General features: G+C 56.5%; 24 protein-coding genes. 20 read left to right on the forward strand and 4 right to left on the reverse strand.

Annotated features, from left to right (window positions below; translation table 11 throughout):
• Positions 1–111: 111 nt before the first annotated feature.
• Positions 112–492 (reverse strand): aspartate 1-decarboxylase autocleavage activator PanM, encoded by a 381-nt coding sequence (panM, locus tag AAIE02_RS21070; protein WP_498533208.1) that lies wholly within the window; start codon positions 490–492, stop codon positions 112–114.
• Positions 493–890: 398 nt separating this feature from the next.
• Here panM and livK point away from each other — a divergent pair, with 398 nt between their 5' ends.
• The 10 genes from livK to ugpQ all read left to right on the forward strand — a co-directional run bounded on the left by livK (position 891) and on the right by ugpQ (position 10994).
• Positions 891–2000 carry a high-affinity branched-chain amino acid ABC transporter substrate-binding protein LivK gene (livK, locus tag AAIE02_RS21075; RefSeq protein WP_166994686.1) on the forward strand — a complete coding sequence of 370 codons (1110 nt, stop codon included), beginning with the start codon at positions 891–893 and terminating at the stop codon, positions 1998–2000.
• Between the two features lie 62 nt (positions 2001–2062).
• On the forward strand, positions 2063–2989 hold the full coding sequence (gene livH, locus AAIE02_RS21080) for a high-affinity branched-chain amino acid ABC transporter permease LivH (protein ID WP_008457946.1): 927 nt from the start codon (positions 2063–2065) through the stop codon (positions 2987–2989).
• On the forward strand, positions 2986–4263 hold the full coding sequence (locus tag AAIE02_RS21085) for a high-affinity branched-chain amino acid ABC transporter permease LivM (protein WP_008457943.1): 1278 nt from the start codon (positions 2986–2988) through the stop codon (positions 4261–4263). Before livH ends, AAIE02_RS21085 begins: the two co-directional genes overlap by 4 nt.
• Entirely contained in the window at positions 4260–5027 is a 768-nt protein-coding gene (livG, locus tag AAIE02_RS21090; RefSeq protein ID WP_008457941.1) for a high-affinity branched-chain amino acid ABC transporter ATP-binding protein LivG, read from the forward strand. The genes AAIE02_RS21085 and livG overlap by 4 nt, the downstream gene beginning before the upstream one ends.
• Position 5028: 1 nt before the next feature.
• Positions 5029–5742 carry a high-affinity branched-chain amino acid ABC transporter ATP-binding protein LivF gene (livF, locus tag AAIE02_RS21095; RefSeq protein ID WP_085938903.1) on the forward strand — a complete coding sequence of 238 codons (714 nt, stop codon included), beginning with the start codon at positions 5029–5031 and terminating at the stop codon, positions 5740–5742.
• A gap of 272 nt (positions 5743–6014) precedes the next feature.
• Positions 6015–7331: a sn-glycerol-3-phosphate ABC transporter substrate-binding protein UgpB gene (gene ugpB, locus AAIE02_RS21100; protein WP_008457936.1), complete on the forward strand. Its 1317-nt coding sequence runs from the start codon at positions 6015–6017 to the stop codon at positions 7329–7331.
• Between the two features lie 116 nt (positions 7332–7447).
• Positions 7448–8335 carry a sn-glycerol-3-phosphate ABC transporter permease UgpA gene (gene ugpA / locus AAIE02_RS21105; protein ID WP_008457934.1) on the forward strand — a complete coding sequence of 296 codons (888 nt, stop codon included), beginning with the start codon at positions 7448–7450 and terminating at the stop codon, positions 8333–8335.
• Positions 8332–9177 (forward strand): sn-glycerol-3-phosphate ABC transporter permease UgpE, encoded by an 846-nt coding sequence (ugpE, locus tag AAIE02_RS21110; RefSeq protein ID WP_008457932.1) that lies wholly within the window; start codon positions 8332–8334, stop codon positions 9175–9177. Before ugpA ends, ugpE begins: the two co-directional genes overlap by 4 nt.
• A 9-nt stretch (positions 9178–9186) precedes the next feature.
• Positions 9187–10257 (forward strand): sn-glycerol-3-phosphate import ATP-binding protein UgpC, encoded by a 1071-nt coding sequence (locus AAIE02_RS21115; protein WP_008457931.1) that lies wholly within the window; start codon positions 9187–9189, stop codon positions 10255–10257.
• Entirely contained in the window at positions 10254–10994 is a 741-nt protein-coding gene (ugpQ, locus tag AAIE02_RS21120; RefSeq protein WP_008457928.1) for a glycerophosphodiester phosphodiesterase, read from the forward strand. Before AAIE02_RS21115 ends, ugpQ begins: the two co-directional genes overlap by 4 nt.
• A 4-nt stretch (positions 10995–10998) precedes the next feature.
• On the opposite strand, the gene AAIE02_RS21125 is transcribed toward ugpQ, so the two are convergent.
• A complete protein-coding gene (locus AAIE02_RS21125; RefSeq protein ID WP_008457926.1) occupies positions 10999–11358 on the reverse strand; it encodes a DUF2756 family protein in 360 nt (119 codons plus the stop codon).
• Between the two features lie 121 nt (positions 11359–11479).
• Between AAIE02_RS21125 and ggt the strand changes: the two genes are divergently transcribed.
• The gene (ggt, locus tag AAIE02_RS21130) at positions 11480–13222 is read left to right on the forward strand and encodes a gamma-glutamyltransferase (protein WP_498533209.1); all 1743 of its coding nucleotides are present in this window, start codon (positions 11480–11482) and stop codon (positions 13220–13222) included.
• An 86-nt stretch (positions 13223–13308) separates the two neighbouring features.
• Here ggt and AAIE02_RS21135 read toward each other — a convergent pair whose 3' ends face one another.
• Positions 13309–13806 (reverse strand): GNAT family N-acetyltransferase, encoded by a 498-nt coding sequence (locus AAIE02_RS21135; protein ID WP_498533210.1) that lies wholly within the window; start codon positions 13804–13806, stop codon positions 13309–13311.
• 422 nt (positions 13807–14228) lie between these two features.
• Here AAIE02_RS21135 and AAIE02_RS21140 point away from each other — a divergent pair, with 422 nt between their 5' ends.
• From AAIE02_RS21140 to gntU, 5 genes are all read left to right on the forward strand, one after another.
• The gene (locus AAIE02_RS21140) at positions 14229–15266 is read left to right on the forward strand and encodes an oxidoreductase (RefSeq protein WP_498533211.1); all 1038 of its coding nucleotides are present in this window, start codon (positions 14229–14231) and stop codon (positions 15264–15266) included.
• 123 nt (positions 15267–15389) lie between these two features.
• Positions 15390–16085: a pirin family protein gene (locus tag AAIE02_RS21145; protein ID WP_166867980.1), complete on the forward strand. Its 696-nt coding sequence runs from the start codon at positions 15390–15392 to the stop codon at positions 16083–16085.
• 93 nt (positions 16086–16178) lie between these two features.
• Positions 16179–17174, forward strand: a complete 996-nt coding sequence (gntR, locus tag AAIE02_RS21150) for a gluconate operon transcriptional repressor GntR (RefSeq protein WP_008457915.1) — start codon at positions 16179–16181, stop codon at positions 17172–17174.
• Between the two features lie 151 nt (positions 17175–17325).
• The gene (gntK, locus tag AAIE02_RS21155) at positions 17326–17859 is read left to right on the forward strand and encodes a gluconokinase (RefSeq protein WP_008457913.1); all 534 of its coding nucleotides are present in this window, start codon (positions 17326–17328) and stop codon (positions 17857–17859) included.
• A complete protein-coding gene (gene gntU, locus AAIE02_RS21160) occupies positions 17856–19196 on the forward strand; it encodes a gluconate transporter (protein ID WP_008457911.1) in 1341 nt (446 codons plus the stop codon). Before gntK ends, gntU begins: the two co-directional genes overlap by 4 nt.
• An 89-nt stretch (positions 19197–19285) precedes the next feature.
• Here the strand turns inward: gntU and AAIE02_RS21165 are convergent, their stop codons facing one another.
• Positions 19286–19879: a YhgN family NAAT transporter gene (locus AAIE02_RS21165; RefSeq protein ID WP_498533212.1), complete on the reverse strand. Its 594-nt coding sequence runs from the start codon at positions 19877–19879 to the stop codon at positions 19286–19288.
• A gap of 174 nt (positions 19880–20053) precedes the next feature.
• On the opposite strand from AAIE02_RS21165, the gene asd reads away from it, so the two are divergent.
• The 4 genes from asd (at position 20054) to glgC (ending at position 26888) form a co-directional block, all read left to right on the forward strand.
• A complete protein-coding gene (asd, locus tag AAIE02_RS21170; RefSeq protein ID WP_166867984.1) occupies positions 20054–21160 on the forward strand; it encodes an aspartate-semialdehyde dehydrogenase in 1107 nt (368 codons plus the stop codon).
• Positions 21161–21421: 261 nt separating this feature from the next.
• Positions 21422–23611 (forward strand): 1,4-alpha-glucan branching enzyme, encoded by a 2190-nt coding sequence (glgB, locus tag AAIE02_RS21175; RefSeq protein ID WP_336983103.1) that lies wholly within the window; start codon positions 21422–21424, stop codon positions 23609–23611.
• Positions 23608–25590 carry a glycogen debranching protein GlgX gene (gene glgX, locus AAIE02_RS21180; RefSeq protein ID WP_498533213.1) on the forward strand — a complete coding sequence of 661 codons (1983 nt, stop codon included), beginning with the start codon at positions 23608–23610 and terminating at the stop codon, positions 25588–25590. Before glgB ends, glgX begins: the two co-directional genes overlap by 4 nt.
• A 14-nt stretch (positions 25591–25604) precedes the next feature.
• The gene (gene glgC, locus AAIE02_RS21185) at positions 25605–26888 is read left to right on the forward strand and encodes a glucose-1-phosphate adenylyltransferase (protein ID WP_008457902.1); all 1284 of its coding nucleotides are present in this window, start codon (positions 25605–25607) and stop codon (positions 26886–26888) included.
• The last annotated feature ends 37 nt before the right edge of the window (positions 26889–26925 follow it).

The raw sequence follows: 26925 nt of genomic DNA on the forward strand, positions 1-26925 counted from the left end.
TAGGGAGAGGGTTAGGGTGAGGGTAAACAAGCAGCGACGTTGTGGATGAGGGAAAAGCCGTACCTTCATAGAGCGACTTATCTGCTGCAAGGATGCAGGTGGGAAACCCGCTTACCTCCCCCAACCGCCGCTCTGCTCACAGAACCCGGAAGCCTGCATAAACGCCGTCATCACGGCACGATCCTCAACGCCAACATCTGCCAGCCACCAGCGTTTAATCGCCGGGTTATCCCGCATAACCTCTTCCAGCAAATACTGCCCCACGCCTCTGCGGCGGGTAATTTCACGAACGCGCAGAGAATCCAGCGCTCCGGCATCCCCTGTGAGCGTGACGCGCACCGCGCCGAGCAGGCGTTCGTTAAATTTTGCGGCGTAGATCCTTTCACTGTCGCTAAGGGTCAGTGAACCGCTGGAGTATTCCGGCCAGATCTTGCCGAGGTCAATTTTATCCTGAGCGCTAAACTCAAACAGACGAATGATAGTGAGTTTCATAAGTGACCTAACCAAAAAGCGGGAAAACCCCGAGTGTAACCAATTTATTTGCCTCAGACGCTTTATCTTTTTTATGCCGTTCAGCAGTTGATTACTTTTTAGCGAAAAGATAAGCCAGCCTTTAACGCGGCAGATTGAATCCTGACCAGGATAAAGCACTAAAATCCAGTGAATTGTTCGGCTCTTTGTACCGCTATTTTATGCTGATTTTGGTGCTTTTTTTTGTTTAACTATGGCGAAATACAGAATATTATCTCTACTTAATCGCCTGAAAAATAGAGAGTTTAGTCTGATAAATTGTAAAATTTACCGCTAACTCCTTAACGGCACTGATAAAAATGGTCATTGATTATAAAAGGTACTGAGTGCTTTTTAACCAAGTTATGGGGATGGAACGAATGAAGATGAACGCGAAGACATTACTGGCCGGGCTGGTGGCGTTGGCCGTGTCTCACGCGGCAACCGCGGGTGATATCAAAGTGGCTGTTGTCGGGGCAATGTCAGGCCCGGTCGCGCAGTGGGGCGACATGGAATTTAACGGCGCTCGCCAGGCTATCAAAGACATCAACGCCAAAGGCGGGATCAAAGGCGACAAGCTGGTTGGCGTTGAATATGACGATGCCTGCGATCCAAAACAGGCCGTGGCGGTTGCCAACAAAATCGTTAACGACGGCGTGAAGTACGTTATCGGCCACCTGTGCTCCTCTTCCACCCAGCCAGCTTCAGACATCTATGAAGATGAAGGCATCCTGATGATCACTCCGGGCGCGACCAACCCTGAGCTGACCCAGCGTGGCTACGGCATGATCATGCGTACCGCGGGCCTCGACTCTTCTCAGGGGCCAACGGCGTCCAAATATATTCTGGAGCACGTTAAGCCGCAGCGCATCGCGATCATCCACGATAAGCAGCAGTACGGCGAAGGTCTGGCGCGCTCCGTGCAGGATGGCCTGAAAAAAGGCGGCGCTAACATCGTGTTCTTCGACGGGATCACCGCCGGCGACAAAGATTTCTCCACCCTGGTGGCGCGTCTGCAGAAAGAAAATATCGACTTCGTTTACTACGGCGGCTACTACCCGGAAATGGGGCAGATCCTGCGCCAGGCACGCGCCGTTGGCCTGAAAACTCAGTTTATGGGGCCGGAAGGCGTGGGTAACGCTTCTCTGTCCAATATCGCTGGCCCTGCGGGCGAAGGGATGCTGGTCACCATGCCTAAGCGCTATGACCAGGATCCGGCCAATAAAGCTATCGTTGATGAGCTGAAAGCGGCGAAGAAAGACCCGAGCGGCCCGTATGTGTGGATCACCTACGCGGCAGTTCAGTCTCTGGCCACCGCCATGGACCGCACCGGCAGCAAAGATCCTGCTGCGCTGGTGAAAGATTTAAAAGCACACGGTGCGAACACCGTGATTGGGCCGCTGAACTGGGATGATAAAGGCGATTTGAAAGGATTTGAATTCGGTGTCTTCCAGTGGCACGCCGATGGTTCGTCCTCCGTGGCGAAGTAAGGCGAAGGCTGCACAGTCATCCCACCCCCGGCCTATGCCGGGGGTTTTTAAAAGGTTAAGTTATGTCCGAGCAGTTTCTCTACTTCCTGCAGCAGATGTTTAACGGCGTCACGCTGGGCAGTACCTACGCGCTGATCGCCATCGGTTACACGATGGTGTACGGCATTATTGGCATGATCAACTTCGCCCACGGCGAAGTGTATATGATCGGCAGCTACGTCTCTTTCATGATCATCGCCGCGTTAATGATGCTCGGTATTGATGTGGGCTGGATGCTGGTAGGCGCAGGCTTTATTGGCGCCATTATCATCGCCAGCGCCTACGGCTGGAGCATTGAGCGCGTCGCCTACAAGCCGGTGCGTAACTCCAAGCGCCTGATCGCGCTGATTTCCGCCATCGGGATGTCTATCTTCCTGCAAAACTACGTCAGCCTGACGGAAGGTTCGCGCGACATCGCGCTGCCAAGCCTGTTTAACGGGCAGTGGATTGTGGGGGCGAGCGATAACTTCACCGCCACCATCACCACCATGCAGCTGGTTATCTGGGTTGTGACCTTCCTGGCTATGCTGGCGCTGACGCTGTTCATCCGTTATTCCCGCATGGGCCGCGCCTGCCGCGCCTGTGCTGAAGACCTGAAAATGGCCAGCCTGCTCGGGATTAATACCGACCGCGTTATCTCGCTCACCTTCGTCATCGGTGCCGCGATGGCGGCAGTGGCTGGCGTACTGTTGGGCCAGTTCTACGGTGTAATCAACCCCTACATCGGCTTTATGGCAGGGATGAAAGCCTTTACCGCGGCGGTACTTGGCGGCATCGGCAGTATTCCTGGCGCCATGATTGGCGGCCTGATCCTCGGCGTGGCCGAAGCGCTGACTTCAGCCTACCTGAGCACGGAATATAAAGACGTCGTCTCCTTCGCGCTGCTGATAGTGGTGCTGCTGGTGATGCCTACCGGGATCCTGGGTCGTCCGGAGGTTGAGAAAGTATGAAACCGATGCATATTGTTTTTTCGCTGCTCTCCGCAGCCATGTTTTTTGTTTTAGCATCGGTATTTATGGGCGTTCAGCTTAGCCTGGACGGCACCAAACTGGTGGTGAACAGCGCGCCTTCCGTGCGCTGGGAATGGGTCTTCATCGGCACCGCTGCGGTGCTGGTGTTCCAACTGCTGCGCCCGCTGTTCCAGAAGGGCATGAAGAAAGTGTCCGGGCCGAAGTTTGTGCTGCCGGCGCTGGATGGTTCCACGGCTAAGCAGAAGCTGTTCCTGGTGGCGCTGCTGGTTGCCGCTGTGGCGTGGCCGTTCCTTGTTTCACGCGGCACCGTGGACATTGCTACATTAACCATGATTTACATCATCCTCGGCCTGGGGCTGAACGTGGTGGTGGGGCTGTCTGGCCTGTTGGTGCTGGGCTATGGCGGCTTCTACGCTATCGGCGCTTACACTTTTGCGTTGCTGAACCACTATTACGGCCTGGGCTTCTGGACCTGCCTGCCGCTGGCGGGGCTGGTGGCTGCTGCCGCAGGCTTCCTGCTCGGCTTCCCGGTGCTGCGCCTGCGTGGGGACTACCTGGCGATCGTGACGCTGGGCTTCGGGGAAATCGTCCGTATCCTGCTGCTGAACAACACCGATATTACCGGCGGCCCGAACGGCATCAGCCAGATCCCAAAACCGACCTTCTTCGGCCTGGAGTTTAGCCGTACCGCCCGCGAAGGCGGCTGGGATACCTTCAGTAATTTCTTTAACGTGGCCTACGACCCGAGCGACAGGATTATTTTCCTGTACCTGGTAGCGCTGCTGCTGGTGGTGCTGTCGCTGTTCGTGATTAACCGCCTGCTGCGTATGCCGCTTGGCCGCGCCTGGGAAGCGCTGCGCGAAGATGAGATCGCCTGCCGTTCGCTGGGCCTGAACCCAACCCGTATCAAGCTGACTGCGTTCACCATCAGCGCCGCTTTTGCGGGCTTTGCCGGGACGTTGTTCGCCGCACGCCAGGGCTTTGTCAGCCCGGAATCCTTCACCTTCGCCGAGTCGGCGTTTGTGCTGGCGATTGTGGTGCTCGGCGGGATGGGCTCGCAGTTCGCGGTGATTCTGGCCGCTGTTCTGCTGGTGGTTTCCCGCGAGCTGATGCGTGACCTGAACGAGTACAGCATGCTGGTGCTCGGTGGCCTGATGGTGCTGATGATGATCTGGCGTCCACAAGGCTTGCTGCCGATGACGCGTCCGCATCTGAAGCTGAAGAAAGAGCAAGTGAAAGGAGAGCAGGCATGAGTCAGCCATTGTTATCCGTAAGCGGTCTGATGATGCGTTTCGGCGGCCTGCTGGCCGTCAACAATGTCTCGCTCGAGCTGCATCCACAGGAAATTGTTTCGCTTATCGGCCCGAACGGCGCCGGTAAAACCACGGTGTTTAACTGCCTGACCGGCTTTTACAAGCCGACCGGCGGCACCATTTTGCTGCGCGACCAGCATCTGGAAGGCTTACCGGGCCAGCAGATTGCGCGCATGGGCGTGGTGCGTACCTTCCAGCACGTTCGCCTGTTCCGTGAAATGACGGTGATTGAGAACCTGCTGGTGGCGCAACATCAACAGCTGAAAACCGGTATTTTCTCGGGCTTGCTGAAAACCCCAGGCTTCCGTCGCGCCCAGAGCGAAGCGCTGGACAGAGCGGCCACCTGGCTCGAACGTATCGGGCTGCTGGAGCACGCTAACCGCCAGGCAAGCAACCTGGCCTATGGCGATCAGCGTCGCCTTGAAATCGCTCGCTGCATGGTGACCCAGCCGGAAATCCTGATGCTGGATGAACCTGCCGCCGGCCTTAACCCGAAAGAAACCCATGAGCTGGATGAGCTGATCATGGAGCTGCGCAATCATCACAACACCACGGTGTTGCTGATTGAGCATGACATGAAGCTGGTCATGGGCATTTCTGACCGTATCTACGTGGTGAACCAGGGAACGCCGTTAGCCAACGGCACGCCGGAGCAAATCCGCAACAACCCTGATGTCATTCGCGCCTATCTGGGTGAGGCTTAAGATGGAAAATGTAATGCTGTCGTTTGACAAGGTGAGCGCCCACTACGGCAAAATTCAGGCGCTGCACGACGTCAGTCTGCATATTAAACAGGGCGAAATTGTTACGCTCATCGGCGCTAACGGCGCTGGTAAAACGACGCTGCTTGGCACGCTTTGCGGCGACCCGCGCGCGACCAGCGGCCGCATCGTGTTTGATGGCAAAGATATTACAGACTGGCACACCGCGCGCATCATGCGTGAGGCCGTGGCGATTGTGCCGGAAGGGCGCCGTGTTTTCTCCCGCATGACGGTGGAAGAGAACCTGGCGATGGGCGGCTTTTTTGCCGAACGTGACCAGTTCCAGTCGCGTATTAAGCGCGTCTACGATCTGTTCCCGCGTCTGCACGAACGCCGCATTCAGCGGGCGGGTACCATGTCCGGCGGTGAGCAGCAGATGCTGGCGATAGGCCGCGCACTCATGAGCCAGCCGCGTCTGTTACTGTTAGATGAACCGTCGCTGGGTCTGGCGCCTATCATCATCCAGCAAATTTTCGACACCATTGAGCAGCTGCGCAGCGAAGGGATGACCATCTTCCTCGTGGAGCAGAACGCCAACCAGGCGCTGAAGCTGGCTGACCGGGGCTACGTGCTGGAAAACGGCCACGTCGTGCTGGAAGATACCGGCGATGCGCTGCTGGCGAACGAGGCAGTAAGAAGCGCCTATCTGGGCGGCTAATAAAAAGCATAACGGCAACTTCGGTTGCCGTTTTTTTTGTTTGCACTCTCTCCCTGTGGGAGAGGGAACAGCATGGGTTGAGTTTGAATTATTCAGGGAATACACGGGGAAAGAAAAATATATCTCCCGTCGACAAAGAAACATTTCATTCACTCCGCTGTAACTATTCTGTCATCCAGCCGTTATTTTTCTGTCATTCGAGCGTGTCATGTTACCTCGCGAGCATAAAACGCGTGATTTCGCGCATCCGGCACAACAAGAGAGATAACCGAATGACATCGTTACGACACACAGCTTTAGCGCTGACGCTTGGTCTGGCATTTGCCTCCCAGGCGATGGCCGTTACCACGATTCCTTTCTGGCATTCAATGGACGGGGAACTGGGTAAAGAAGTGGATTCTCTGGCAAACCGTTTCAATGAAACGCACCCTGATTACAAAATTGTGCCGGTTTATAAAGGCAACTACGATCAAAGCCTGGCGGCGGGTATCGCGGCATACCGTTCCGGTAACGCCCCGGCCATCCTGCAGGTATATGAAGTTGGCACCGCGACCATGATGGCTTCCAAGGCTATCAAACCGGTCTACGAAGTGTTTAAAGACGCTGGCATCAACTTCGACGAATCCCAGTTTGTCCCGACCGTGGCCGGTTACTACACCGACTCTAAAACGGGCCACCTGCTGTCCCAGCCTTTCAACAGCTCCACCCCGGTGCTTTACTACAACAAAGACGCTTTCAAGAAAGCCGGTCTGAACCCGGATCAGCCACCTAAAACCTGGCAGGACGTGGCGGCATACAGTGCCAAACTGCGCGCAGCGGGCATGAAGTGTGGCTACGCCAGCGGCTGGCAGGGCTGGATCCAGTTGGAGAACTTCAGCGCCTGGCACGGCCTGCCGTTCGCCACCAAAAACAACGGCTTTGACGGCACTGATGCCGTGCTGGAGTTCAACAAACCTGAGCAGGTGAAACACATTGCCCTGCTGGAAGAGATGAACAAGAAGGGCGACTTCACCTATTTCGGTCGTAAAGATGAGTCCACCGAGAAGTTCTACAACGGTGACTGCGCGATCACTACCGCGTCTTCCGGCTCTCTGGCTGACATTCGTCAGTACGCGAAATTCAACTACGGCGTAGGCATGATGCCTTACGACGCAGACGTGAAAGGCGCGCCACAGAACGCCATCATCGGTGGGGCAAGCCTGTGGGTAATGCAGGGCAAAGACAAGCCAACCTACAAAGGCGTGGCCGAGTTCATGCAGTTCCTGGCTAAACCAGAAATCGCCGCTGAATGGCACCAGAAAACCGGCTACCTGCCAATCACCACCGCCGCTTACGAGCTGACTCGTAAAGAAGGCTTCTACGACAAGAATCCGGGCGCGGACACCGCAACTCGCCAGATGCTGAACAAGCCACCGTTGCCGTTCACCAAAGGCCTGCGTCTGGGCAACATGCCGCAGATTCGTACCGTGGTTGACGAAGAGCTGGAATCCGTCTGGACCGGTAAGAAAACGCCACAGCAGGCGCTGGACGCTTCCGTTGAGCGTGGTAACCAGCTGCTGCGCCGCTTCGAGCAGTCTACCAAGTCTTAAGTTCTACCCTCGTCCCCTCCCAAAAGGAGGGGGCAAAGTACCGCGCTCTCTGTCACAGGAGGGCGTTGTGCTAAGGGGCAAAGCATCGCCTGTTCTAACATTAACCGAGTAACCCTATGTCATCATCTCGCCCGGTGTTCCGTTCAAGTTGGCTACCTTATGCGCTGGTTCTGCCGCAGCTGATCATCACCGTCATTTTCTTTATCTGGCCGGCGGGCGAAGCCCTCTGGTACTCGCTGCAAAACCTTGACCCGTTTGGTCTGTCCAGCCATTTCGTTGGCCTGGATAACTTCGTGCAGCTTTTCCACGATAGCTACTATCTGGATTCTTTCTACACCACCATGATCTTCAGCGGGCTGGTGGCGGGCTGCGGGCTTCTGGCTTCGCTGTTCTTCGCCGCGCTGGTGGATTATGTGGTACGCGGCAGCCGTTTTTATCAAACGCTGATGCTGCTGCCCTATGCCGTTGCACCCGCCATTGCTGCGGTGCTGTGGATTTTCCTGTTCAACCCAGGGCGCGGGCTAATTACCCACACGCTGGAAGAGTTTGGCTACAACTGGAACCACGCGCAGAACAGCGGGCAGGCCATGTTCCTGGTCGTGTTCGCGTCCGTGTGGAAACAGATTAGCTACAACTTCCTGTTCTTCTTTGCCGCTTTGCAGTCGATTCCGCGTTCGCTGGTGGAAGCCGCAGCCATTGACGGAGCTGGCCCCGTGCGCCGCTTCTTCTTTATCTCGCTGCCGCTGATTGCCCCGGTGAGCTTCTTCCTGCTGGTGGTGAACCTGGTGTATGCCTTCTTCGACACCTTCCCGGTGATCGACGCGGCAACAGGCGGTGGCCCGGTGCAGGCAACCACCACGCTTATCTACAAGATTTATCGCGAAGGGTTTACCGGGCTGGATCTCTCTTCCTCGGCGGCGCAATCCGTGGTGCTGATGCTGCTGGTGATTGTCCTGACGGTGGTTCAGTTCCGCTTCGTTGAACGTAAGGTGCGCTACCAATGATTGAGAACCGTCGCGGGCTGACTATATTCAGCCACACCATGCTGATTCTGGGCATCATCGTCATTCTGTTCCCGCTGTACGTGGCATTTGTTGCCGCGACGCTGGACAACAAAGCCGTCTTCGATACGCCGATGACGCTGATCCCCGGTACTCACCTGTGGGAAAACATCAGCTACATCTGGACCAACGGCGTGGCGGTCAACAGCGCCCCGTTCGGCCGGATGCTGTTTAACAGCACGGTGATGGCGCTGGTGATCACCATCGGCAAAATCGCCGTGTCGATGCTGTCGGCTTTCGCCATCGTCTGGTTCCGTTTCCCGCTGCGTAACCTGTTCTTCTGGATGATTTTTATCACCCTGATGCTGCCGGTCGAAGTGCGTATTTTCCCGACGGTTGAGGTTATCTCTAACCTGAAAATGCTCGACAGCTACACCGGCCTGACGCTGCCGCTGATGGCGTCGGCCACGGCCACGTTCCTGTTTCGCCAGTTTTTCATGACGCTGCCAGACGAGCTGATGGAAGCGGCCCGCATCGACGGCGCCTCGCCGATGCGCTTTTTCTTTGACATCGTGCTGCCGCTGTCCAAAACCAACCTGGCGGCGCTGTTCGTGATCACCTTTATCTATGGCTGGAACCAGTATCTCTGGCCGCTGCTGATTATCACCGATGCCGATCTGGGCACCGCCGTGGCGGGTATCAAGAGCATGATTGCCAGCGGTGATGGCGTGACGCAGTGGAACCAGGTGATGGCAGCGATGCTGCTCACGCTTGTTCCGCCGGTTGTTATTGTTTTAGTTATGCAGCGCGCCTTTGTGCGTGGTCTGGTTGATAGCGAGAAGTAGGAACCTTTCATGGCTGGTTTAAAATTACAGGCAGTAACCAAGAGCTGGGACGGTAAAACCCAGGTGATTCAGCCGCTGACCGTGGACGTAGCGGATGGCGAATTCATCGTTATGGTCGGGCCTTCTGGCTGCGGGAAATCTACGCTGCTGCGTATGGTCGCCGGGCTGGAGCAGGTGACCAGCGGGGATATCTGGATCGACAGCCAGCGCGTCACCGACATGGAGCCCAAAGAGCGTGGCATCGCCATGGTGTTCCAGAACTATGCGCTCTATCCGCACATGACGGTGGAAGAGAACATGGCCTGGGGCCTGAAAATTCGCGGTCTGGGCAAAGAACAGATCCGCCAGAAAGTGCTGGAAGCCGCCCGTATTCTGGAGCTGGATGCGCTGTTAACTCGCCGCCCGCGCGAACTATCTGGCGGCCAGCGCCAGCGCGTTGCCATGGGCCGCGCCATCGTGCGCGATCCGGCGGTATTCCTGTTTGACGAGCCGCTATCCAACCTTGATGCCAAGCTGCGCGTGCAGATGCGCCTTGAGCTTCAACAGCTTCATCGCCGCCTGAAAACCACCAGCCTGTACGTGACGCACGACCAGGTTGAGGCCATGACCCTCGCCCAACGCGTGATGGTGATGAACAAAGGCGTGGCGGAGCAGATTGGTACGCCAGTCGAGGTTTACGAGCGCCCGGCGAGCCGCTTTGTGGCAAGTTTTATTGGCTCTCCGGCAATGAACCTGCTGGATGGCAACATCAGTATCGACGGCTCACGCTTTGAGCTGGACGGCGGCGATGCGTTGCCGACCGGCAGCCAGCGCCTGCAGTGGGTTGGCCGGCCAATGACGCTGGGTATCCGCCCGGAACATATTGCGCTAAGCTCACAGGCTGCAGGTGGCATCCCTATTGTGGTGGAAACCCTTGAAATGCTGGGGGCTGATAACCTGGTTCACGGCCGCTGGGGCGGTCAAAAAGTGGTGATTCGCCTTGGGCATCAGGAACGCCCGCAGCCGGGCACCACGCTTTGGGTGCATCTGCCAGAAGAACATCTGCACTTCTTTGATGGCAAAAACGGACAACGTTTATGAGCAACTGGCCTTACCCAAAAATCGTCGCCCACCGTGGCGGCGGTAAACTTGCGCCGGAAAACACTCTTGCGGCAATCGACGTCGGAGCGCGTTACGGCCACACCATGATTGAGTTTGACGCCAAGCTCTCGCGCGACGGGCAAATCTTCCTCCTCCACGACGACACGCTCGAGCGTACCAGCAATGGCTGGGGGGTTGCCGGCGAACTGACCTGGGACAATCTGCTGAAAGTTGACGCGGGAAGCTGGTTCAGCCGTGAATATGCGGGCGAGCCGCTGCCGCTGCTTTCTCAGGTGGCTGAACGCTGTAAACAGCACGGCATGATGGCCAACATTGAGATCAAGCCAACCACCGGCCTGGAAACCGAAACCGGCAAAGTGGTTGCGCTGGCTGCCCGTGAGCTGTGGACCGGGCAAACCGCACCGCTGCTTTCTTCTTTTGAGATTGAAGCTCTGGAAGCCGCACAGCTTGCGGCCCCTGAACTGCCTCGCGGTCTGCTGCTGGATGAATGGCGTGATGACTGGCAGGAACTGACGACCCGGTTACAGTGCGTGTCTATTCACCTGAATCATCAGCTGCTTGATGAGGCTCGGGTGAAGGCATTGAAAGCCGCTGGACTGTATATTCTGGTTTATACCGTGAACGTTCCCCACCGCGCGGCCGTGCTGCTGCAGTGGGGCGTCGATGCCATCTGTACCGACCGCATCGACGAGATAGGCCCGGACTTCTCCGCATAACGCCTTACGGCGTGACTGGCGGCGGCAGCGTTGAACTGTTTGGCTTCAACATGCCGCCGTTATTTCCTCTTAGCATCCCACCGTTGGTGTTCGGCAGCGGGTTCATGCCCGGCTGCGACTGCAGGACACGCTGCTGATTATTGTTCAACTGCGTCTGAAGCTGCTGTTGTTGAAGCTGATTTTGCGATTGTATCTGCTGCTTTAACATCCCCTGCTGCTGAGACTGCTGCGTTTGCATCTGCGTCAGCATCCGCTGCTGGCTCGGGTTCTGATAGACCGGCAGGTTAGGGTTGTTGGTCGTGTTGAGCGGCTGTGCGAGCGCGGTTAGCGGCAGCAAGGCTGCCAGAAGCCATACCTTTTTCATCGTTATCTCCTCCCATCAGGGGTTGCTTAAGTTTACTCCGTTTCCTTTATCACGGTGATTATTTCGGATTTGTGAACCAGGCTTAAGCGGGGACTTTCCCCGGGTAAATGAGGATATAACGATGATAAAGCAGTGGAAAATTTTACGCTGGGTAGCGATTCCAGCCCTGACAATCGGGCTGTGTTTGACGGTTATAGCCGCTCCTCCGCCGGTCTCTTATGGCGTGGAAATGGACGTTTACCATCCGGTGCGCGCGGAGCACGGTATGGTGGCTTCGGTGGACGCAGCGGCGACTCAGGTGGGCGTCGATATTTTAAAGCAGGGCGGTAATGCGGTAGATGCCGCGGTCGCCGTGGGTTATGCCCTTGCGGTCACGCACCCGCAGGCGGGCAATATCGGCGGCGGTGGTTTTATGATGCTGCGCACTAAAGACGGCAAAACAACCGCGATAGACTTCCGGGAAATGGCGCCGGAAAAAGCCAGCCGGGATATGTTCCTCGATGATAAAGGCAATGCGGACAGCAAGAAGTCGCTGACCTCGCACCTGGCTTCCGGCACCCCGGGTACAGTGGCAGGCTTTAGCCTGGCGCTGGAAAAGTACGGCACCATGCCGCTGAATAAAGTCGTGCAACCGGCTATCAAACTGGCACGAGACGGCATCATTGTGAACGATGCGCTGGCGGACGACCTGAAACAGTACGGGGCGGAAGTGATCCCGAATCACGCCAACAGCAAGTCTATATTCTGGAAAGCGGACGGAGAGCCGCTGCAGAAAGGTGACAGGCTGGTGCAGGCCAACCTGGCGAAAAGCCTGGAGATGATTGCCGAGCAGGGGCCGGATGCCTTCTACAAGGGGGTGATTGCCGACCAGATTAGCGAAGAGATGGCGAAGAACGGCGGGCTGATAAGCAAGGCGGATTTGGCCAATTACAAAGCCATTGAGCGTCAGCCCGTCAGCGGGGAATACCGTGGCTACGAAGTCTATTCCATGCCGCCGCCGTCTTCCGGCGGGATCCACATCGTGCAGATCCTCAATATTCTCGAAAACTTCGATCTGGCGAAATACGGCTTTGGCAGCGCGGACGCCCTGCAAATCATGGCCGAGGCGGAAAAATACGCCTACGCCGACCGCTCTGAATACCTCGGCGATCCGGACTTTGTGAAGGTGCCGTGGCAGGCGTTGACCAGCAAGGCTTATGCGAAATCGCTGGCGGAGAAAATTGATATCAACAAGGCTCGCCCGTCGAGCGAAATCAAGCCGGGTAACCTGGCCCCGTATGAAAGTAACCAGACCACGCATTTCTCCGTGGTGGATAAAGACGGTAACGCCGTGGCGGTGACTTATACGCTGAATACTACCTTCGGCACCGGGATCGTGGCCGGGAATACCGGCATTCTGATGAACAACCAGATGGATGATTTCTCCGCTAAACCGGGCGTGCCGAACGTGTACGGTCTGGTCGGTGGGGAAGCCAACGCCGTGGGGCCGCACAAGCGCCCGCTATCTTCTATGTCTCCAACCATCGTGGTGAAGGACGGGAAAACCTGGCTGGTCACGGGCAGCCCAGGCGGGAGCCGAATTATCACCACCGTGCTGCAAATGGTGGTCAACAGCATCGATTTTGGCATGAACGTGGCAGAAGCGACCAACGCGCCGCGCTTCCATCACCAGTGGCTGCCGGACGAACTGCGGGTGGAGAAGGGCTTTAGCCCGGATACGCTCAGGTTGCTGAAAGAGAAGGGGCAAAACGTCCAGGTGAAGGCTGCGATGGGCAGCACGCAAAGTATTATGATTGCGCCGGACGGCAAGCTGTATGGCGCGTCTGATCCACGTTCGGTGGATGATTTAACCGCGGGGTATTGATTGCCCCCCGCACAGAGAGGGCGGCAAGAAACACGCTTGTTTTCCCCCTCTCCCTTTTAGGGAGAGGGGCGGGGTGAGGGTAAAAATCACTCCGACTTAAAACGCGCCATAAAATAGGCATCCACATACTCGCCGTCGCGCAGCGCAAAGCGCTTTCCGGTGCCTTCCACCTCGAAGCCAAACTTGCGGTACACCGCCAGCGCAGCCGCGTTATCGGTATACACCGTCAGCTCGATGCGCTCGATGCGCAGCCACTTATCGCACAGGCCAACCATTTCCTTAAGCAAAGCCGAAGCGATGCCTTTCCCCTGATGATCGTAATGCACGCCCATGCCGAAAGTGGCGACGTGGCTGCGGCGTGGGGACTGTTCCACCGTGACCGTTAGCTGCCCCACAATCTCATCGTCGATGCATGCCACCAGATGTCGGCTCCCCGGTCTGGGGTCGGTAATTCGGTCCAGCCAGGCTTTTAGAGGAGGATGAGGTAGCTGCAGCGTGTCGCGGTAAAGCGCCGGATGGGCATACATTTTCTGTAAAGCTTCCGCATCGCCAGGTTCGGCGTGACGCACAACAACTGATTTCATCCTTTTCTCCTCAATGAGTTATAGAAAACCTTTTAAACATCATTGACTTTGAACAATAAGTCAACGCTATTTTTTTCAAAAAACGCTTTACAAGTGCGAATGATAATGATTATTATTGCCATGCGTTCAGGGGAGACCCCTACGGAGACATCCTGAAAGCACGACATTGCTCACATTGCTTCCAGTATTACTTTAGCCAGCCGGGTGCTGGCTTTTTTTTTGCCTTTCTTATTTGAACCCGTAGCCGCGTTGGCTGCGCTCAGTTGCCCGAATCACTTACCGAAGTAAGCTCATCGGGATACCTTCCCTTGCCGCCTTGCTACAGCGCCAACTCCTCTGGGCAAACCTTTGTCCAGTTTTAATAAAACGTGGGTGAAAAATGCAGTAAGGTACAGGCAGCTCAAATCAAAAAGGACAATGAAATGACTCTGCACTGTGCCTTCATCGGCTTTGGTAAAAGTACCACCCGCTATCACCTGCCGTTCGTTCTGGTTCGTAAAGACAAACTCAACGTGGCCCATATCTTCCGCCGCAGCGAAAAGCCGGAACTGGAACAACAGCCGCAGTACGCGGGAATTCACTTCACCAGCCAGCTCGATGACATTCTCAATGACCCGTTAGTCAAACTGGTGGTGATTTGCACCCACGTTGACAGCCATTTTGAGTACGCGAAAAAAGCGCTCGAAGCGGGTAAAAACGTGCTCGTGGAAAAACCTTTCACCCCGACGCTTGCCGAAGCGCGCGAGCTGTTTGTGCTGGCAAAAGAGAAGGGCCTGGTCGTGACGCCTTACCAGAACCGTCGCTTTGACGCCTGCTTCCTGACGATGAAAAAAGCCATCGAGAGCGGTAAGCTCGGCAAGATTGTGGAAATTGAAAGCCACTTCGATATGTATCGCCCGGATGCGCCTGCGAATCCTGGTAAACCGGCGGACGGCGCTTTCTACGGCCTGGGCGTGCACACCATGGACCAAATCATCTCCCTGTTTGGTCGCCCGGACCACGTCGCCTATGACATCCGCAGCCTGCGAAACAAAGCTAATCCGGACGATACCTTTGAAGCCCAGCTGTTCTACGGCGACCTGAAAGCGATCGTGAAAACCAGCCATCTGGTGAAAATCGATTACCCGAAATTTATCGTGCACGGTACCAAAGGCTCGTTCGTGAAGTACGGCATCGATCAGCAGGAAACCAGCCTCAAAGCGTACATCATGCCGGGTGAGCCAGGGTTCGGGGCCGACAGCAGCGTAGCGACGCTGGAGTATGTTAACGAAGCCGGGGAAACGGTGCGCGAGGAGTGGAAACCGGAAGTGGGCGACTATGGCCGCGTCTATGATGCGCTGTACGACACGCTGATCGGCGGCAAGCCTAATTACGTCAGAGAGATTGAAGTTCTCACCAACCTGGAAATCCTCGAGCGCGGTTTTGAACAGCCTTCTCCTGCGACAGTAAGCCTTGCCTGATAACTTTTTGACTCCTCCAACTCGTTCACTTTTTTTGAACAGAGGAGTCAATTTTCACCCTCTATGATCCTCCGCGAAATGGGTCCACACTTATCCCATCAAACGAATTGCGGAGGACATACCATGATCTACTTAAGAAAAGCACAGGACCGCGGCCATGCGAACCACGGCTGGCTGGACAGCTGGCATACCTTCTCTTTTGCCGACTATTATGACGCCAACTTTATGGGCTTCTCGGCGCTGCGGGTCATTAACGAAGACGTGATCGATGCGGGGCAGGGTTTTGGGACCCATCCGCACAAAGACATGGAAATCCTGACCTATGTGCTGGAAGGCGCGGTTGAGCACCAGGACAGCATGGGCAACAAAGAACGCGTGCCTGCGGGTGAGTTCCAGATCATGAGCGCCGGGACCGGGATCCGTCACTCTGAGTACAACGCCAGCCAGACCGAACCGCTGCGCCTGTACCAGATTTGGATCATTCCAGAAAAAACCGGGATTACGCCGCGCTACGATCAGCGCCGTTTTGATGCGCCTCAGGGGCGCCAACTGGTGCTTTCCCCGGATGCACGCGACGGTTCGCTGAAGGTTTACCAGGATATGGAACTGTCCCGCTGGGCGCTGGCCAAAGACGAACAGTCGGTTTATCAAATTCCGGCCGACCGCCGCGTCTGGATCCAGGTCGTAAAAGGCGATGTGTCCATTAACGGTACGCAGGCAAAAACCAGCGACGCGATCGCGGTCTGGGATGAACAGGCGATTTCCGTTCACGCCAACGAAGCGAGCGAGATCCTGCTGTTCGACCTGCCACCAGTATAACGTTACCCGTCACAGCCTGCCCCTGAAAAAGGGGCGGGTTTTCTTTTGTCCGTGCTAAACTCGGCTGTCGAAACTCACAAGTCGCGCAGGACAATGAAAAAGAAAAGACCGGTACTACAGGATGTTGCAGATCGCGTTGGGGTGACCAAAATGACGGTCAGCCGTTTTTTACGCAACCCGGATCAGGTGTCTGCCGCGCTGCAGGTTAAAATTGCCGCCGCGTTAGATGAACTGGGCTATATCCCGAACCGTGCGCCGGATATCCTTTCTAATTCAACCAGCCGGGCCATTGGCGTCCTGCTGCCTTCCCTGACCAACCAGGTGTTCGCCGAAGTGCTGCGCGGCATTGAAAACGTCATTGATGCCCACGGTTACCAGACCATGCTGGCTCACTACGGCTATAAGCCGGAACTGGAGCAGGAGCGTCTGGAATCCATGCTGTCCTGGAATATCGACGGCCTGATCCTGACCGAGCGCAACCACACGCCCAGAACGCTGAAAATGATTGAAGTTGCCGGTATTCCGGTGGTGGAGCTGATGGACAGCGTTTCTCCTTGCCTGGATATCGCCGTAGGTTTTGATAACTTCGAGGCGGCTCGTCAAATGACGGCCAGCATTATTGCCCGTGGTCATAAACACGTGGCTTACCTGGGGGCGCGCCTCGATGAACGTACCCTCATCAAGCAAAAAGGCTACGAGCAGGCGATGCTCGACGCCGGGCTGACGCCGTACAGCGTGATGATTGAAAACTCCTCGTCTTATTCCACCGGCATTGAACTGCTGCGCCAGGCAAAACGCGAATATCCGCAGCTCGACAGCATCTTCTGCACCAACGATGACTTAGCGATTGGTGCGGCCTTTGAATGCCAGCGCCAGGGGCTGCGTATCCCGGAAGATATGGCGATTGCCGGCTTCCACGGCCACGATATTGGGCAGGTGATGGAGCCGCGTCTGGCGAGCGTGCTGACCCCGCGAGAGCGCATGGGGCGTATCGGCGCAGAGCGTTTGCTGGCGCGTATTCGCGGTGAAATCATTACCCCGAAAATGCTGGATTTAGGTTTTACGTTGTCGCCTGGTGGCTCGATCTAGGCCAAATTTTTTTATTTGATGTAGCTCACACTTATACACTTTGCAAGCTAATGGTTATTGCTTATTGCTCAGCCAGACTGGAAAATGTTATCGGTAACTGTTACCCGTAACAAAATCAGGCGCATTGCTTTGTGTCAGAGTCGGAGCCATCATGAGCACTACTAACCACGACCACCACATTTACGTCCTGATGGGCGTCTCCGGCAGCGGTAAATCCGCCGTTGCCAGCGAAGTTGCCCATCAGCTGAACGCCGCGTTTCTTGACGGCGACTTCCTGCACCCCCGCAGCAACATCCTGAAAATGGCCTCCGGCGAGCCGCTGAACGACGACGACCGTACCCCGTGGCTGAAAGCGTTGAACGATGCCGCGTTTGCGATGCAGCGCACCAACAAGGTTTCGCTGATCGTCTGCTCGGCGCTGAAAAAGCACTATCGTGACCTGCTGCGTGACGGTAACCCGAACCTCTCCTTCATCTATATGAAAGGTGATTTTGAAGTGATTGAAAACCGTCTGAAGGCGCGGAAAGGCCACTTCTTTAAAACCCAGATGCTGGTGACCCAATTCGAAACCCTGCAAGAACCGCAGGCGGATGAAAAAGACGTGCTGATCGTCGATATCGACCAGCCGCTGGACGGCGTCGTCGCCAGCACCCTCGCATTGATCAACCAAGGCAGCGCAGAGTGAGTACATTAACGCTTGTTTTAACCGCGGTCGGCTCCGTGCTGCTCCTGCTGTTTTTAGTGATGAAGGCGCGTATGCACGCCTTCGTGGCTTTGATGGTGGTTTCTATTGGTGCCGGGCTTTTCTCCGGCATGCCGCTCGACAAAATTGCCGACACCATGCAGAAAGGCATGGGCGGGACGCTGGGCTTCCTGGCGATTGTGGTCGCTCTGGGTGCCATGTTCGGTAAAATCCTGCATGAAACCGGCGCGGTGGATCAGATTGCCGTCAAAATGCTGAAATCCTTCGGCCACAGCCGTGCGCACTATGCGATTGGCCTGGCCGGCCTGATTTGCGCGCTGCCGCTGTTCTTTGAAGTGGCTATCGTGCTGCTGATTAGCGTGGCATTTTCAATGGCGCGCCACACCGGGACGAACCTGGTGAAACTGGTGATTCCTTTGTTTGCTGGCGTCGCTGCCGCTGCGGCGTTCCTGCTGCCGGGGCCTGCACCAATGCTGCTGGCCTCCCAGATGCACGCTGACTTTGGCTGGATGATCCTGATTGGCCTGTGCGCCGCGATTCCGGGCATGATTATTGCCGGGCCGCTGTTCGGGAACTTCATCAGCAAATTTGTTTCGCTGGAAATTCCGGAAGACATTTCCGAGCCGCATCTGGGTGAAGGCAAGCTGCCGTCCTTCGGTTTCAGCCTGTCGCTGATCCTGCTGCCGCTGGTGCTGGTTGGCCTGAAAACTATCGCTGCTCGCTTTACCGCGCCGGGTTCTTCGCTGTACGAATGGCTCGAATTCATCGGCCATCCGTTTACTGCGATTCTGGTCGCCTGCCTGGTGGCTATTTATGGCCTGGCGTATCGTCAGGGCATGGATAAAGAAAAAGTGATGGCGATTTGCGGCCAGGCGCTGCAGCCGGCGGGCATTATCCTGCTGGTTATCGGTGCCGGTGGCGTGTTCAAACAGGTGCTGGTTGACTCCGGCGTGGGCCCGGCACTGGGCGAAGCGCTGACCGGAATGGGCCTGCCTATCGCGATTACCTGCTTCGTGCTGGCGGCGGCGGTGCGTATCATTCAGGGTTCCGCTACCGTGGCCTGTCTGACGGCGGTTGGCCTGGTGATGCCGGTTATCGAGCAGCTGAATTATAACGGCGCTCAAATGGCGGCTCTGTCGATTTGTATCGCCGGCGGTTCTATTGTGGTGAGCCACGTGAACGACGCGGGCTTCTGGCTGTTCGGTAAGTTTACCGGCGCAACCGAAGCGCAGACGCTGAAAACCTGGACGATGATGGAAACCATTCTCGGCACCACCGGGGCGATTGTCGGGATGATTGCGTTCAGCCTGCTGAGTTAAAGTATCCTGACCAGCAAAAAGGCAGCGCTCTTCGGAGGCTGCCTTTTTTATTACTCCTGAACAGGCTTTCTCCCAGAGGGAGGGATGTCCTACCCACGCATCCAGGCGCGGATGCCGTCCAGGAACATTTGGGTGGAAATCATCACCAGCACCAGCCCCATCAGACGCTCCAGGGCGTTAACCCCTTTCTCACCCAACATGCGCAGGAACAGGGAAGACTGCAGCAGAATTGCCACGGTACCGCCCCAGGCCAGCATCAGCGCGGCCACTAAATGCCCCATCTGATTTGGATACTGGTGCGAAAGCAGCATCAGCGTCGCCAGCAAAGAAGGGCCAGCAACCAGCGGAATCGCCAGCGGTACGATAAACGGTTCTTCACCCGCAGGCAGGCCGGATGAACTGCCTTCCTGGCCTGGGAAAATCATCTTAATGGCAATCAGGAACAGAATGATGCCGCCTGAAATCGACACGGTTTCAGCGCGTAAATTCAGGAAGCCAAGAATTTTTTCTCCGGCAAACAGGAAGATAAGCATCAGCAGCAGAGCAATAAGCAGTTCGCGGATCATAATGGCCCGGCGGCGCTTTGGCTCCGTGTGTTTTAGGACCGACATAAAGATCGGCAGGTTACCCAGCGGGTCCATAATCAGGATCAGGAGTACCGCGGCGGATATGATTTCAGTCATCTGTTTTCCCCAAAATCTGGCAAGTTGTTTCTGGTAATAAGCTTTGTTTCTGACTCGGTGGATATCATTGATTAATTTCACTTGCGACTTTGGCTGCATTTTGTAAGGTGGAGTGATGTTCTGGCCCACGGCCAGCGCTTACACACGCAATCATCTCTGCAGGATTAAGTCGCTATGAAAAATGTTGGTTTTATTGGCTGGCGCGGTATGGTCGGCTCTGTACTCATGCAACGCATGGTGGAAGAGCGCGATTTTGACGCCATTCGTCCGGTTTTCTTCTCCACTTCCCAGCTTGGGCAGGCAGCCCCTACGTTTGCCGGCACCACCGGCGGTACACTGCAGGACGCATTTGATCTGGAAGCGCTGAAGGCGCTGGATATCATCGTGACCTGCCAGGGCGGCGATTATACCAACGAAATCTATCCAAAGCTCCGTGAAAGCGGCTGGCAGGGTTACTGGATCGACGCAGCTTCTTCTCTACGCATGAAAGATGACGCGATTATTATCCTCGACCCGGTAAACCAGCACGTTATTCAGGAAGGCCTGAACAAAGGCGTGAAAACCTTCGTCGGCGGTAACTGCACCGTCAGCCTGATGCTGATGTCCCTCGGCGGCCTGTTTGCCAACGACCTGGTTGACTGGGTTTCCGTGGCGACTTACCAGGCGGCATCCGGCGGCGGCGCGCGTCATATGCGCGAGCTACTGAACCAAATGGGCCAGCTGTACGGCGAAGTCTCTACCGAACTGGCAAATCCGGCTTCCGCTATTCTTGATATCGAACGTAAGGTCACCGAACTTGGCCGCAGCGGCAAACTGCCGGTGGATAACTTCGGCGTGCCGCTGGCCGGGAGCCTGATCCCGTGGATCGACAAGCAGCTCGACAACGGCCAGAGCCGTGAAGAGTGGAAAGGCCAGGCCGAGACCAACAAAATTCTTGCGACCTCTGCTGTTATCCCGGTTGACGGTCTGTGCGTGCGCGTTGGCGCGCTGCGCTGCCACAGCCAGGCGTTCACCATCAAGCTGAAAAAAGACGTGTCTATTCCTACCGTGGAAGAGCTGCTGGCCGCGCACAACCCGTGGGCGAAAGTGGTGCCAAACGACCGCGATATCACCATGCGTGAACTGACGCCTGCCGCGGTAACCGGCACGCTGTCGACGCCGGTTGGCCGTCTGCGCAAGCTGAACATGGGGCCGGAGTACCTTTCCGCCTTCACCGTCGGTGACCAGCTGCTGTGGGGCGCCGCCGAACCGCTGCGCAGAATGCTGCGGTCACTCGCATAATTACACTTATTTACCTGAGGGGCTTTGTGGCCCCTCTTTTTTTGCCCGTAATTTAAGGTACAACGGAATTCATTAATTAATTTCACGAGGAGTTAATAAAGCGTTGGCTATGCTTAAGTCAGCACGCGCAAGCGTTTTGGCGAGTATTGGGCGAACTGGCTTACAGGAGTTGCGCGCCGTTCGTCGGGGTCAATGATAAGTGTCGTATCCGCACGCAGGCGTAGGGCGGGTCATCGGTGACACATAAAAAAGGAAAATGCCATGTCTGTTCTGCCGGAAAGAGACGTGATTAATGCGCTAATTGCGGGTCATTTTGCCGATCCGTTTTCCCTGCTGGGAATGCACCAAACCGACGCCGGGCTTGAAGTTCGGGCACTCCTGCCTGACGCCACCGAAGTGTGGGTTATTGAGCCTAAAACAGGGCGTAAAGTCGCCCAGCTCGACTGCCTCGATTCCCGCGGCTTCTTCTGCGGGCTGATCCCTCGCCGTAAAAATGTTTTTCGCTACCAGCTTGCCGTTGTCTGGCACGGCCAGGAAAACCTGATCGACGATCCCTACCGTTTTGGTCCTTTGACTCAGGAGCTGGATAGCTGGCTGCTCTCAGAAGGCACGCATTTACGCCCTTATGAAACGCTGGGTGCGCATGCAGATACCATGGACGGCGTGACCGGAACGCGTTTCTTGCTGTGGGCCCCCAACGCCCGTCGCGTTTCCGTGGTGGGGCAGTTTAACTATTGGGATGGCCGCCGCCATCCGATGCGGCTGCGGCGCGAAAGCGGCATTTGGGAGCTGTTTATCCCCGGGGCGCACAACGGCCAGCTTTATAAATTTGAATTGCTGGACGCCGAAGGGCGGCTGCGTATTAAAGCCGATCCTTATGCTTTTGAAGCGCAAATGCGCCCGGAAACGGCCTCGCTGATTTGCGGCCTGCCGGAGAAAACCACGCTCAGCCCCGAGCGGCAGAAAGCTAACGGTTTTGATCAACCCATCTCCATCTATGAGGTGCATCTCGGCTCCTGGCGTCGCCACACCGACAATAATTTCTGGCTCAGCTACCGCGAACTGGCGGATCAGCTCATTCCCTATGTCAAAGAGATGGGCTTTACCCATCTTGAACTGCTGCCGGTTAACGAGCATCCGTTTGACGGCAGCTGGGGCTATCAACCGCAGGGGCTTTACGCGCCGACGCGTCGTTTCGGTACTCGCGACGACTTCCTCTATTTCATCAGAACCGCCCACGAAGCCGGGCTTAATGTTCTGCTGGACTGGGTACCGGGCCATTTCCCGACGGATGACGCCGGGCTGGCGAAGTTCGACGGCACCGCGCTGTATGAGCACGGCAATCCGCAAGAGGGCTACCACCAGGACTGGAACACGCTGATTTACAACTATGGCCGCCGGGAAGTCAGCAACTATCTGGTGGGCAACGCGCTCTACTGGATTGAGCGGTTTGGCATTGACGGCCTGCGTGTGGATGCCGTGGCGTCGATGATTTATCGCGACTATAGCCGGGAAAGCGGCCAATGGGTGCCGAATGAGCACGGCGGGCGTGAGAACCTGGAAGCGATTGCGTTTTTGCGTAGCACTAACCGCATCATCGGCGAGCAAACCCCGGGGGCGGTGACTATGGCAGAAGAGTCCACCGATTTTGCCGGTGTCTCTCGCCCACCAGGTATGGGCGGCCTGGGGTTCTGGTTTAAGTGGAACCTGGGCTGGATGCACGACACGCTCGATTACATGAAGCTTGACCCGGTTTACCGCCAGTACCATCACGACAAAATGACCTTCGGCATGCTGTATAACGGCACCGAAAACTTTGTGCTGCCGCTGTCTCACGATGAAGTCGTGCACGGCAAAAAATCCATTCTTGATCGTATGCCGGGGGATGCCTGGCAGAAGTTTGCCAATCTTCGCGCCTACTACGGCTGGATGTGGGCATTTCCAGGCAAAAAGCTGCTGTTTATGGGCAACGAATTTGCCCAGGGGCGAGAGTGGAACCACGACAGCAGCCTCGACTGGCACCTGCTGCAGGGCGGTGACAACTGGCACCATGGCGTGCAGCGCCTCGTACGCGACCTGAATCATACCTATCGGCGTCATGCGGCCTTGCATCAGCTGGATTTTGACGGCTACGGCTTTGAATGGCTGGTGGTGGAAGATAAGGCCAATTCAGTCTTTATTTTCGTGCGGCGTGATGCCGAGGGCAATGAAGTGATTGTCGCCAGCAACTTTACGCCGGTGCCGCGTTACCACTATCGCTTCGGCATCAACCAGCGAGGGCGCTGGCGCGAAGAGCTGAATACCGACTCCATGCACTATCACGGCAGCAACGCCGGTAACAGCGGCACGGTGCGTAGCGAGGCGGTGCCGAGCCACGGTCGCGACCATTCGCTGTGTATTACGCTACCGCCGCTGTCCACGCTCTGGTTGATCCGCGAGGGGGACGCATGACGCAGCTTACCCAAGGCAATTCGGCTCCCTTTGGGGCGTATTTCGACGGCAAAGGCGTTAACTTCACGCTCTATTCCGTGCATGCGGAAAAGGTCGAGCTGTGCTTGTTCGACGAGCATGGCCACGAGCGCCGCTACGACATGCCTGCGCGCTCCGGGGATATCTGGCATGGCTATTTGCCGGATGGCAAGCCGGGGCAGCTGTACGGCTACCGGGTTCATGGCCCGTGGGCACCTGAACAGGGCCACCGTTTCAACCCGGCGAAGCTGCTGCTCGATCCTTGTGCTCGCGTGGTCGTCGGCGGGGCAGAAGATCACCCGCATTTTCACTGCGGCTACGATGAGCCCAACCTTGAAGACAGCGCCCCGCACATGGCGAAGTGCGTGGTGGTCAGAGAAAAATTTGACTGGGAAGACGACCGGCCGCTCCGGACGCCGTGGGGCAACACGGTTATCTATGAAGCCCATGTTCGCGGGCTGACGTTGCTCCACCCCGGCATCCCGGAAGAGCTGCGTGGGACTTATGCGGCGCTGGGGCATCCGGTGATCATCGACTACTTCAAGCGCCTGGGCATCACGGCGCTTGAGCTGCTGCCCGTGGCGCATTTTGTTACCGAGCCACGCATTTCCCAGCTTGGGCTGAGTAACTATTGGGGTTACAACCCTCGCGCTTTTTATGCCGTTGAAAGCTACTACGCGATAGACCAGAACCCCCACAACGCTGCCAACGAGCTGCGTGGCGCCATCAAAGCGCTGCATCAGGCCGGTATAGAAGTGATCCTCGACATTGTGTTGAACCACAGCGCGGAGCTGGACAAGGACGGCCCAACGCTGTCGCTGAGCGGAATCGACAACCGTAGCTATTATTGGTTAATGGACAATGGCGATTACCAGAACTGGACCGGCTGCGGGAACACCCTGAATCTCAGCACGCCGGGCGTGGTTGCCCTGATGATCGACTGCCTGCGCTACTGGGTGGACAGTTTTCACGTGGACGGTTTCCGGTTCGATTTGGCTTCGGTAATGGGGCGCACGCCCGAATTTCGGCAGGACGCCCCGCTGTTTGAGGCAATCAAAAACGATCCTCACCTGTCGCAGGTGAAGCTGATTGCGGAGCCCTGGGACATCGGCCAGGGTGGTTATCAGGTCGGTAATTTCCCTCCGCTGTTTGCCGAATGGAACGATCATTTCAGGGACGGGATGCGCCGCTTCTGGCTCCAGCAGGATCTCTCTTTGGGCGGCTTCGCCTGCCGCTTTGCTGGCTCGAGCGACGTTTATCGCCACGGCGAAAGGCTGCCTTCCACCAGCATTAATTTAATCACCGCCCATGATGGTTTTACGCTGCGGGATTGCGTAAGTTTTAACCAGAAGCATAACGAAGCCAACGGCGAAGATAACCGCGACGGCACCAACAGCAATTTTAGTAACAACTATGGGTTTGAAGGGCTTGAAGCCAGCTTGATTACCAAGGAACGGCGGCGCGACAGCGTGCATGCCCTGCTCACCACGCTGCTGCTCTCGCAGGGCACACCGATGCTGCTTGCCGGGGATGAACACGGCCACAGCCAGCACGGCAACAACAATGCCTACTGCCAGGACAACGTGCTGACCTGGCTTGACTGGGCTGAGGGCAATGACGGCCTGACTGCCTTTACGGCGGCGCTCCTCCAACTTCGACAGGCGATCCCGGCGCTGACCGCCAACCGCTGGTGGGAAGAGGGTGATGGCAACGTCCGTTGGCTGAATAAAGACGCACAGCCCCTGAACGTCGATGAGTGGCAAAACGGCGTACATCGCCTGCAAATCCAGCTGTCCGACCGCTGGCTTATCGCAATTAACGCGACCGAAGAAGTTGCGGACATCGTTCTACCTGAGGGGGAATGGCACGCTGTTCCTCCGTTTGCCGGAGAGGACAACCCGGTCGTGATGGTTGTATGGCATGGTCCCGCGCACGGAGTTTGCGTGTTCCACAAGTCATGAAAAAGGAGTTCGTCATGGTTAGGTTTGAGAAAAACGATCCGCTGATGTTGGCCCGCCAGCTGCCCATCAAATCCGTTGCGTTAATTCTGGCCGGTGGCCGCGGGACTCGACTGAAGGATCTCACGTCGACCCGCGCCAAGCCTGCTGTTCACTTTGGCGGCAAGTTCCGCATTATTGATTTTGCGCTATCCAACTGCATTAACTCCGGCATTCGCCGCATTGGGGTGATTACTCAATATCAATCGCACACCCTGGTGCAGCATATTCAGCGCGGCTGGTCTTTTTTCAGCGAAGAGATGAACGAGTTTGTGGATTTGCTGCCCGCCCAGCAGCGCGTACACGGTGAAAACTGGTATCGCGGCACGGCGGACGCCGTGACCCAGAACCTCGACATTATTCGACGTTACGACGCCGAATATGTGGTCATCCTGGCCGGGGACCACATCTACAAGCAGGACTACTCGCGCATGCTGATCGATCACGTCGAAAAGGGCGCACGCTGCACCGTGGCCTGCATGCCGGTGCCGGTACATGAAGCATCAGCGTTTGGCGTTATGGCGGTGGATGCGGACGAAAAAATTATCGATTTCGTGGAGAAGCCGGAAAACCCGCCGACGATGCCCAACGACAGCAGTAAGTCTCTGGCCAGCATGGGCATTTACGTTTTTGATGCGGATTACCTGTTTAAGCTGCTGGAAGAAGATGACCGGGATGAAAACTCCAGCCACGATTTTGGCAAAGACATTATCCCGAAAATCACTCGCGCGGGAGAAGCTTACGCCCACCCGTTCCCGCTCTCCTGCGTACAGTCCGACCCTAACGCCGAGCCTTACTGGCGCGATGTAGGCACGCTGGAAGCCTACTGGAAAGCCAACCTTGACCTGGCCTCGGTGATGCCGGAACTGGATATGTATGACCAGGCCTGGCCGATCCGCACCCATATGGAGCCGCTGCCGCCCGCTAAATTCGTTCAGGATCGCTCCGGCAGTCACGGCATGACGCTGAACTCGCTGGTGTCCGGCGGCTGCATTATTTCTGGTTCAGTCGTTGTGCAGTCGGTGCTGTTTCCTCGCGTGCGTATCAACTCGTTCTGCAACATCGATTCATCCGTCCTGCTGCCGGACGTTATTGTCGGGCGCTCCTGCCGATTACGCCGCTGCATTATCGACCGCGCCTGCGTGATCCCTGAAGGCATGGTGGTTGGCGAAAATGCCGAAGAGGATGCGCGCCGTTTTTATCGCTCTGAAGAGGGCATTGTACTGGTCACGCGTGAGATGCTGGCGAAGCTGCAGGGCTGAAACGCGTAGAAGATTGGCCTGCGCACGGTGATGCCGT

This window comes from Cedecea sp. Ae19-4 (genome assembly GCF_059801165.1).

Bases quoted from the DNA above. Each gene is read 5' to 3' on its own strand.
- panM (WP_498533208.1), bottom strand. From the start codon at position 492: ATGAAACTCACTATCATTCGTCTGTTTGAGTTTAGCGCTCAGGATAAA.
- livG (WP_008457941.1), top strand. From the start codon at position 4,260: ATGAGTCAGCCATTGTTATCCGTAAGCGGTCTGATGATGCGTTTCGGC.
- AAIE02_RS21115 (WP_008457931.1), top strand. From the start codon at position 9,187: ATGGCTGGTTTAAAATTACAGGCAGTAACCAAGAGCTGGGACGGTAAA.
- gntK (WP_008457913.1), top strand. From the start codon at position 17,326: ATGAGCACTACTAACCACGACCACCACATTTACGTCCTGATGGGCGTC.
- AAIE02_RS21140 (WP_498533211.1), top strand. From the start codon at position 14,229: ATGACTCTGCACTGTGCCTTCATCGGCTTTGGTAAAAGTACCACCCGC.
- AAIE02_RS21135 (WP_498533210.1), bottom strand. From the start codon at position 13,806: ATGAAATCAGTTGTTGTGCGTCACGCCGAACCTGGCGATGCGGAAGCT.
- ugpA (WP_008457934.1), top strand. From the start codon at position 7,448: ATGTCATCATCTCGCCCGGTGTTCCGTTCAAGTTGGCTACCTTATGCG.
- livF (WP_085938903.1), top strand. From the start codon at position 5,029: ATGGAAAATGTAATGCTGTCGTTTGACAAGGTGAGCGCCCACTACGGC.
- livH (WP_008457946.1), top strand. From the start codon at position 2,063: ATGTCCGAGCAGTTTCTCTACTTCCTGCAGCAGATGTTTAACGGCGTC.
- ggt (WP_498533209.1), top strand. From the start codon at position 11,480: ATGATAAAGCAGTGGAAAATTTTACGCTGGGTAGCGATTCCAGCCCTG.
- ugpQ (WP_008457928.1), top strand. From the start codon at position 10,254: ATGAGCAACTGGCCTTACCCAAAAATCGTCGCCCACCGTGGCGGCGGT.
- AAIE02_RS21085 (WP_008457943.1), top strand. From the start codon at position 2,986: ATGAAACCGATGCATATTGTTTTTTCGCTGCTCTCCGCAGCCATGTTT.
- AAIE02_RS21165 (WP_498533212.1), bottom strand. From the start codon at position 19,879: ATGACTGAAATCATATCCGCCGCGGTACTCCTGATCCTGATTATGGAC.
- glgC (WP_008457902.1), top strand. From the start codon at position 25,605: ATGGTTAGGTTTGAGAAAAACGATCCGCTGATGTTGGCCCGCCAGCTG.
- ugpE (WP_008457932.1), top strand. From the start codon at position 8,332: ATGATTGAGAACCGTCGCGGGCTGACTATATTCAGCCACACCATGCTG.
- glgX (WP_498533213.1), top strand. From the start codon at position 23,608: ATGACGCAGCTTACCCAAGGCAATTCGGCTCCCTTTGGGGCGTATTTC.
- asd (WP_166867984.1), top strand. From the start codon at position 20,054: ATGAAAAATGTTGGTTTTATTGGCTGGCGCGGTATGGTCGGCTCTGTA.
- AAIE02_RS21125 (WP_008457926.1), bottom strand. From the start codon at position 11,358: ATGAAAAAGGTATGGCTTCTGGCAGCCTTGCTGCCGCTAACCGCGCTC.
- gntR (WP_008457915.1), top strand. From the start codon at position 16,179: ATGAAAAAGAAAAGACCGGTACTACAGGATGTTGCAGATCGCGTTGGG.
- ugpB (WP_008457936.1), top strand. From the start codon at position 6,015: ATGACATCGTTACGACACACAGCTTTAGCGCTGACGCTTGGTCTGGCA.
- livK (WP_166994686.1), top strand. From the start codon at position 891: ATGAAGATGAACGCGAAGACATTACTGGCCGGGCTGGTGGCGTTGGCC.
- glgB (WP_336983103.1), top strand. From the start codon at position 21,422: ATGTCTGTTCTGCCGGAAAGAGACGTGATTAATGCGCTAATTGCGGGT.
- AAIE02_RS21145 (WP_166867980.1), top strand. From the start codon at position 15,390: ATGATCTACTTAAGAAAAGCACAGGACCGCGGCCATGCGAACCACGGC.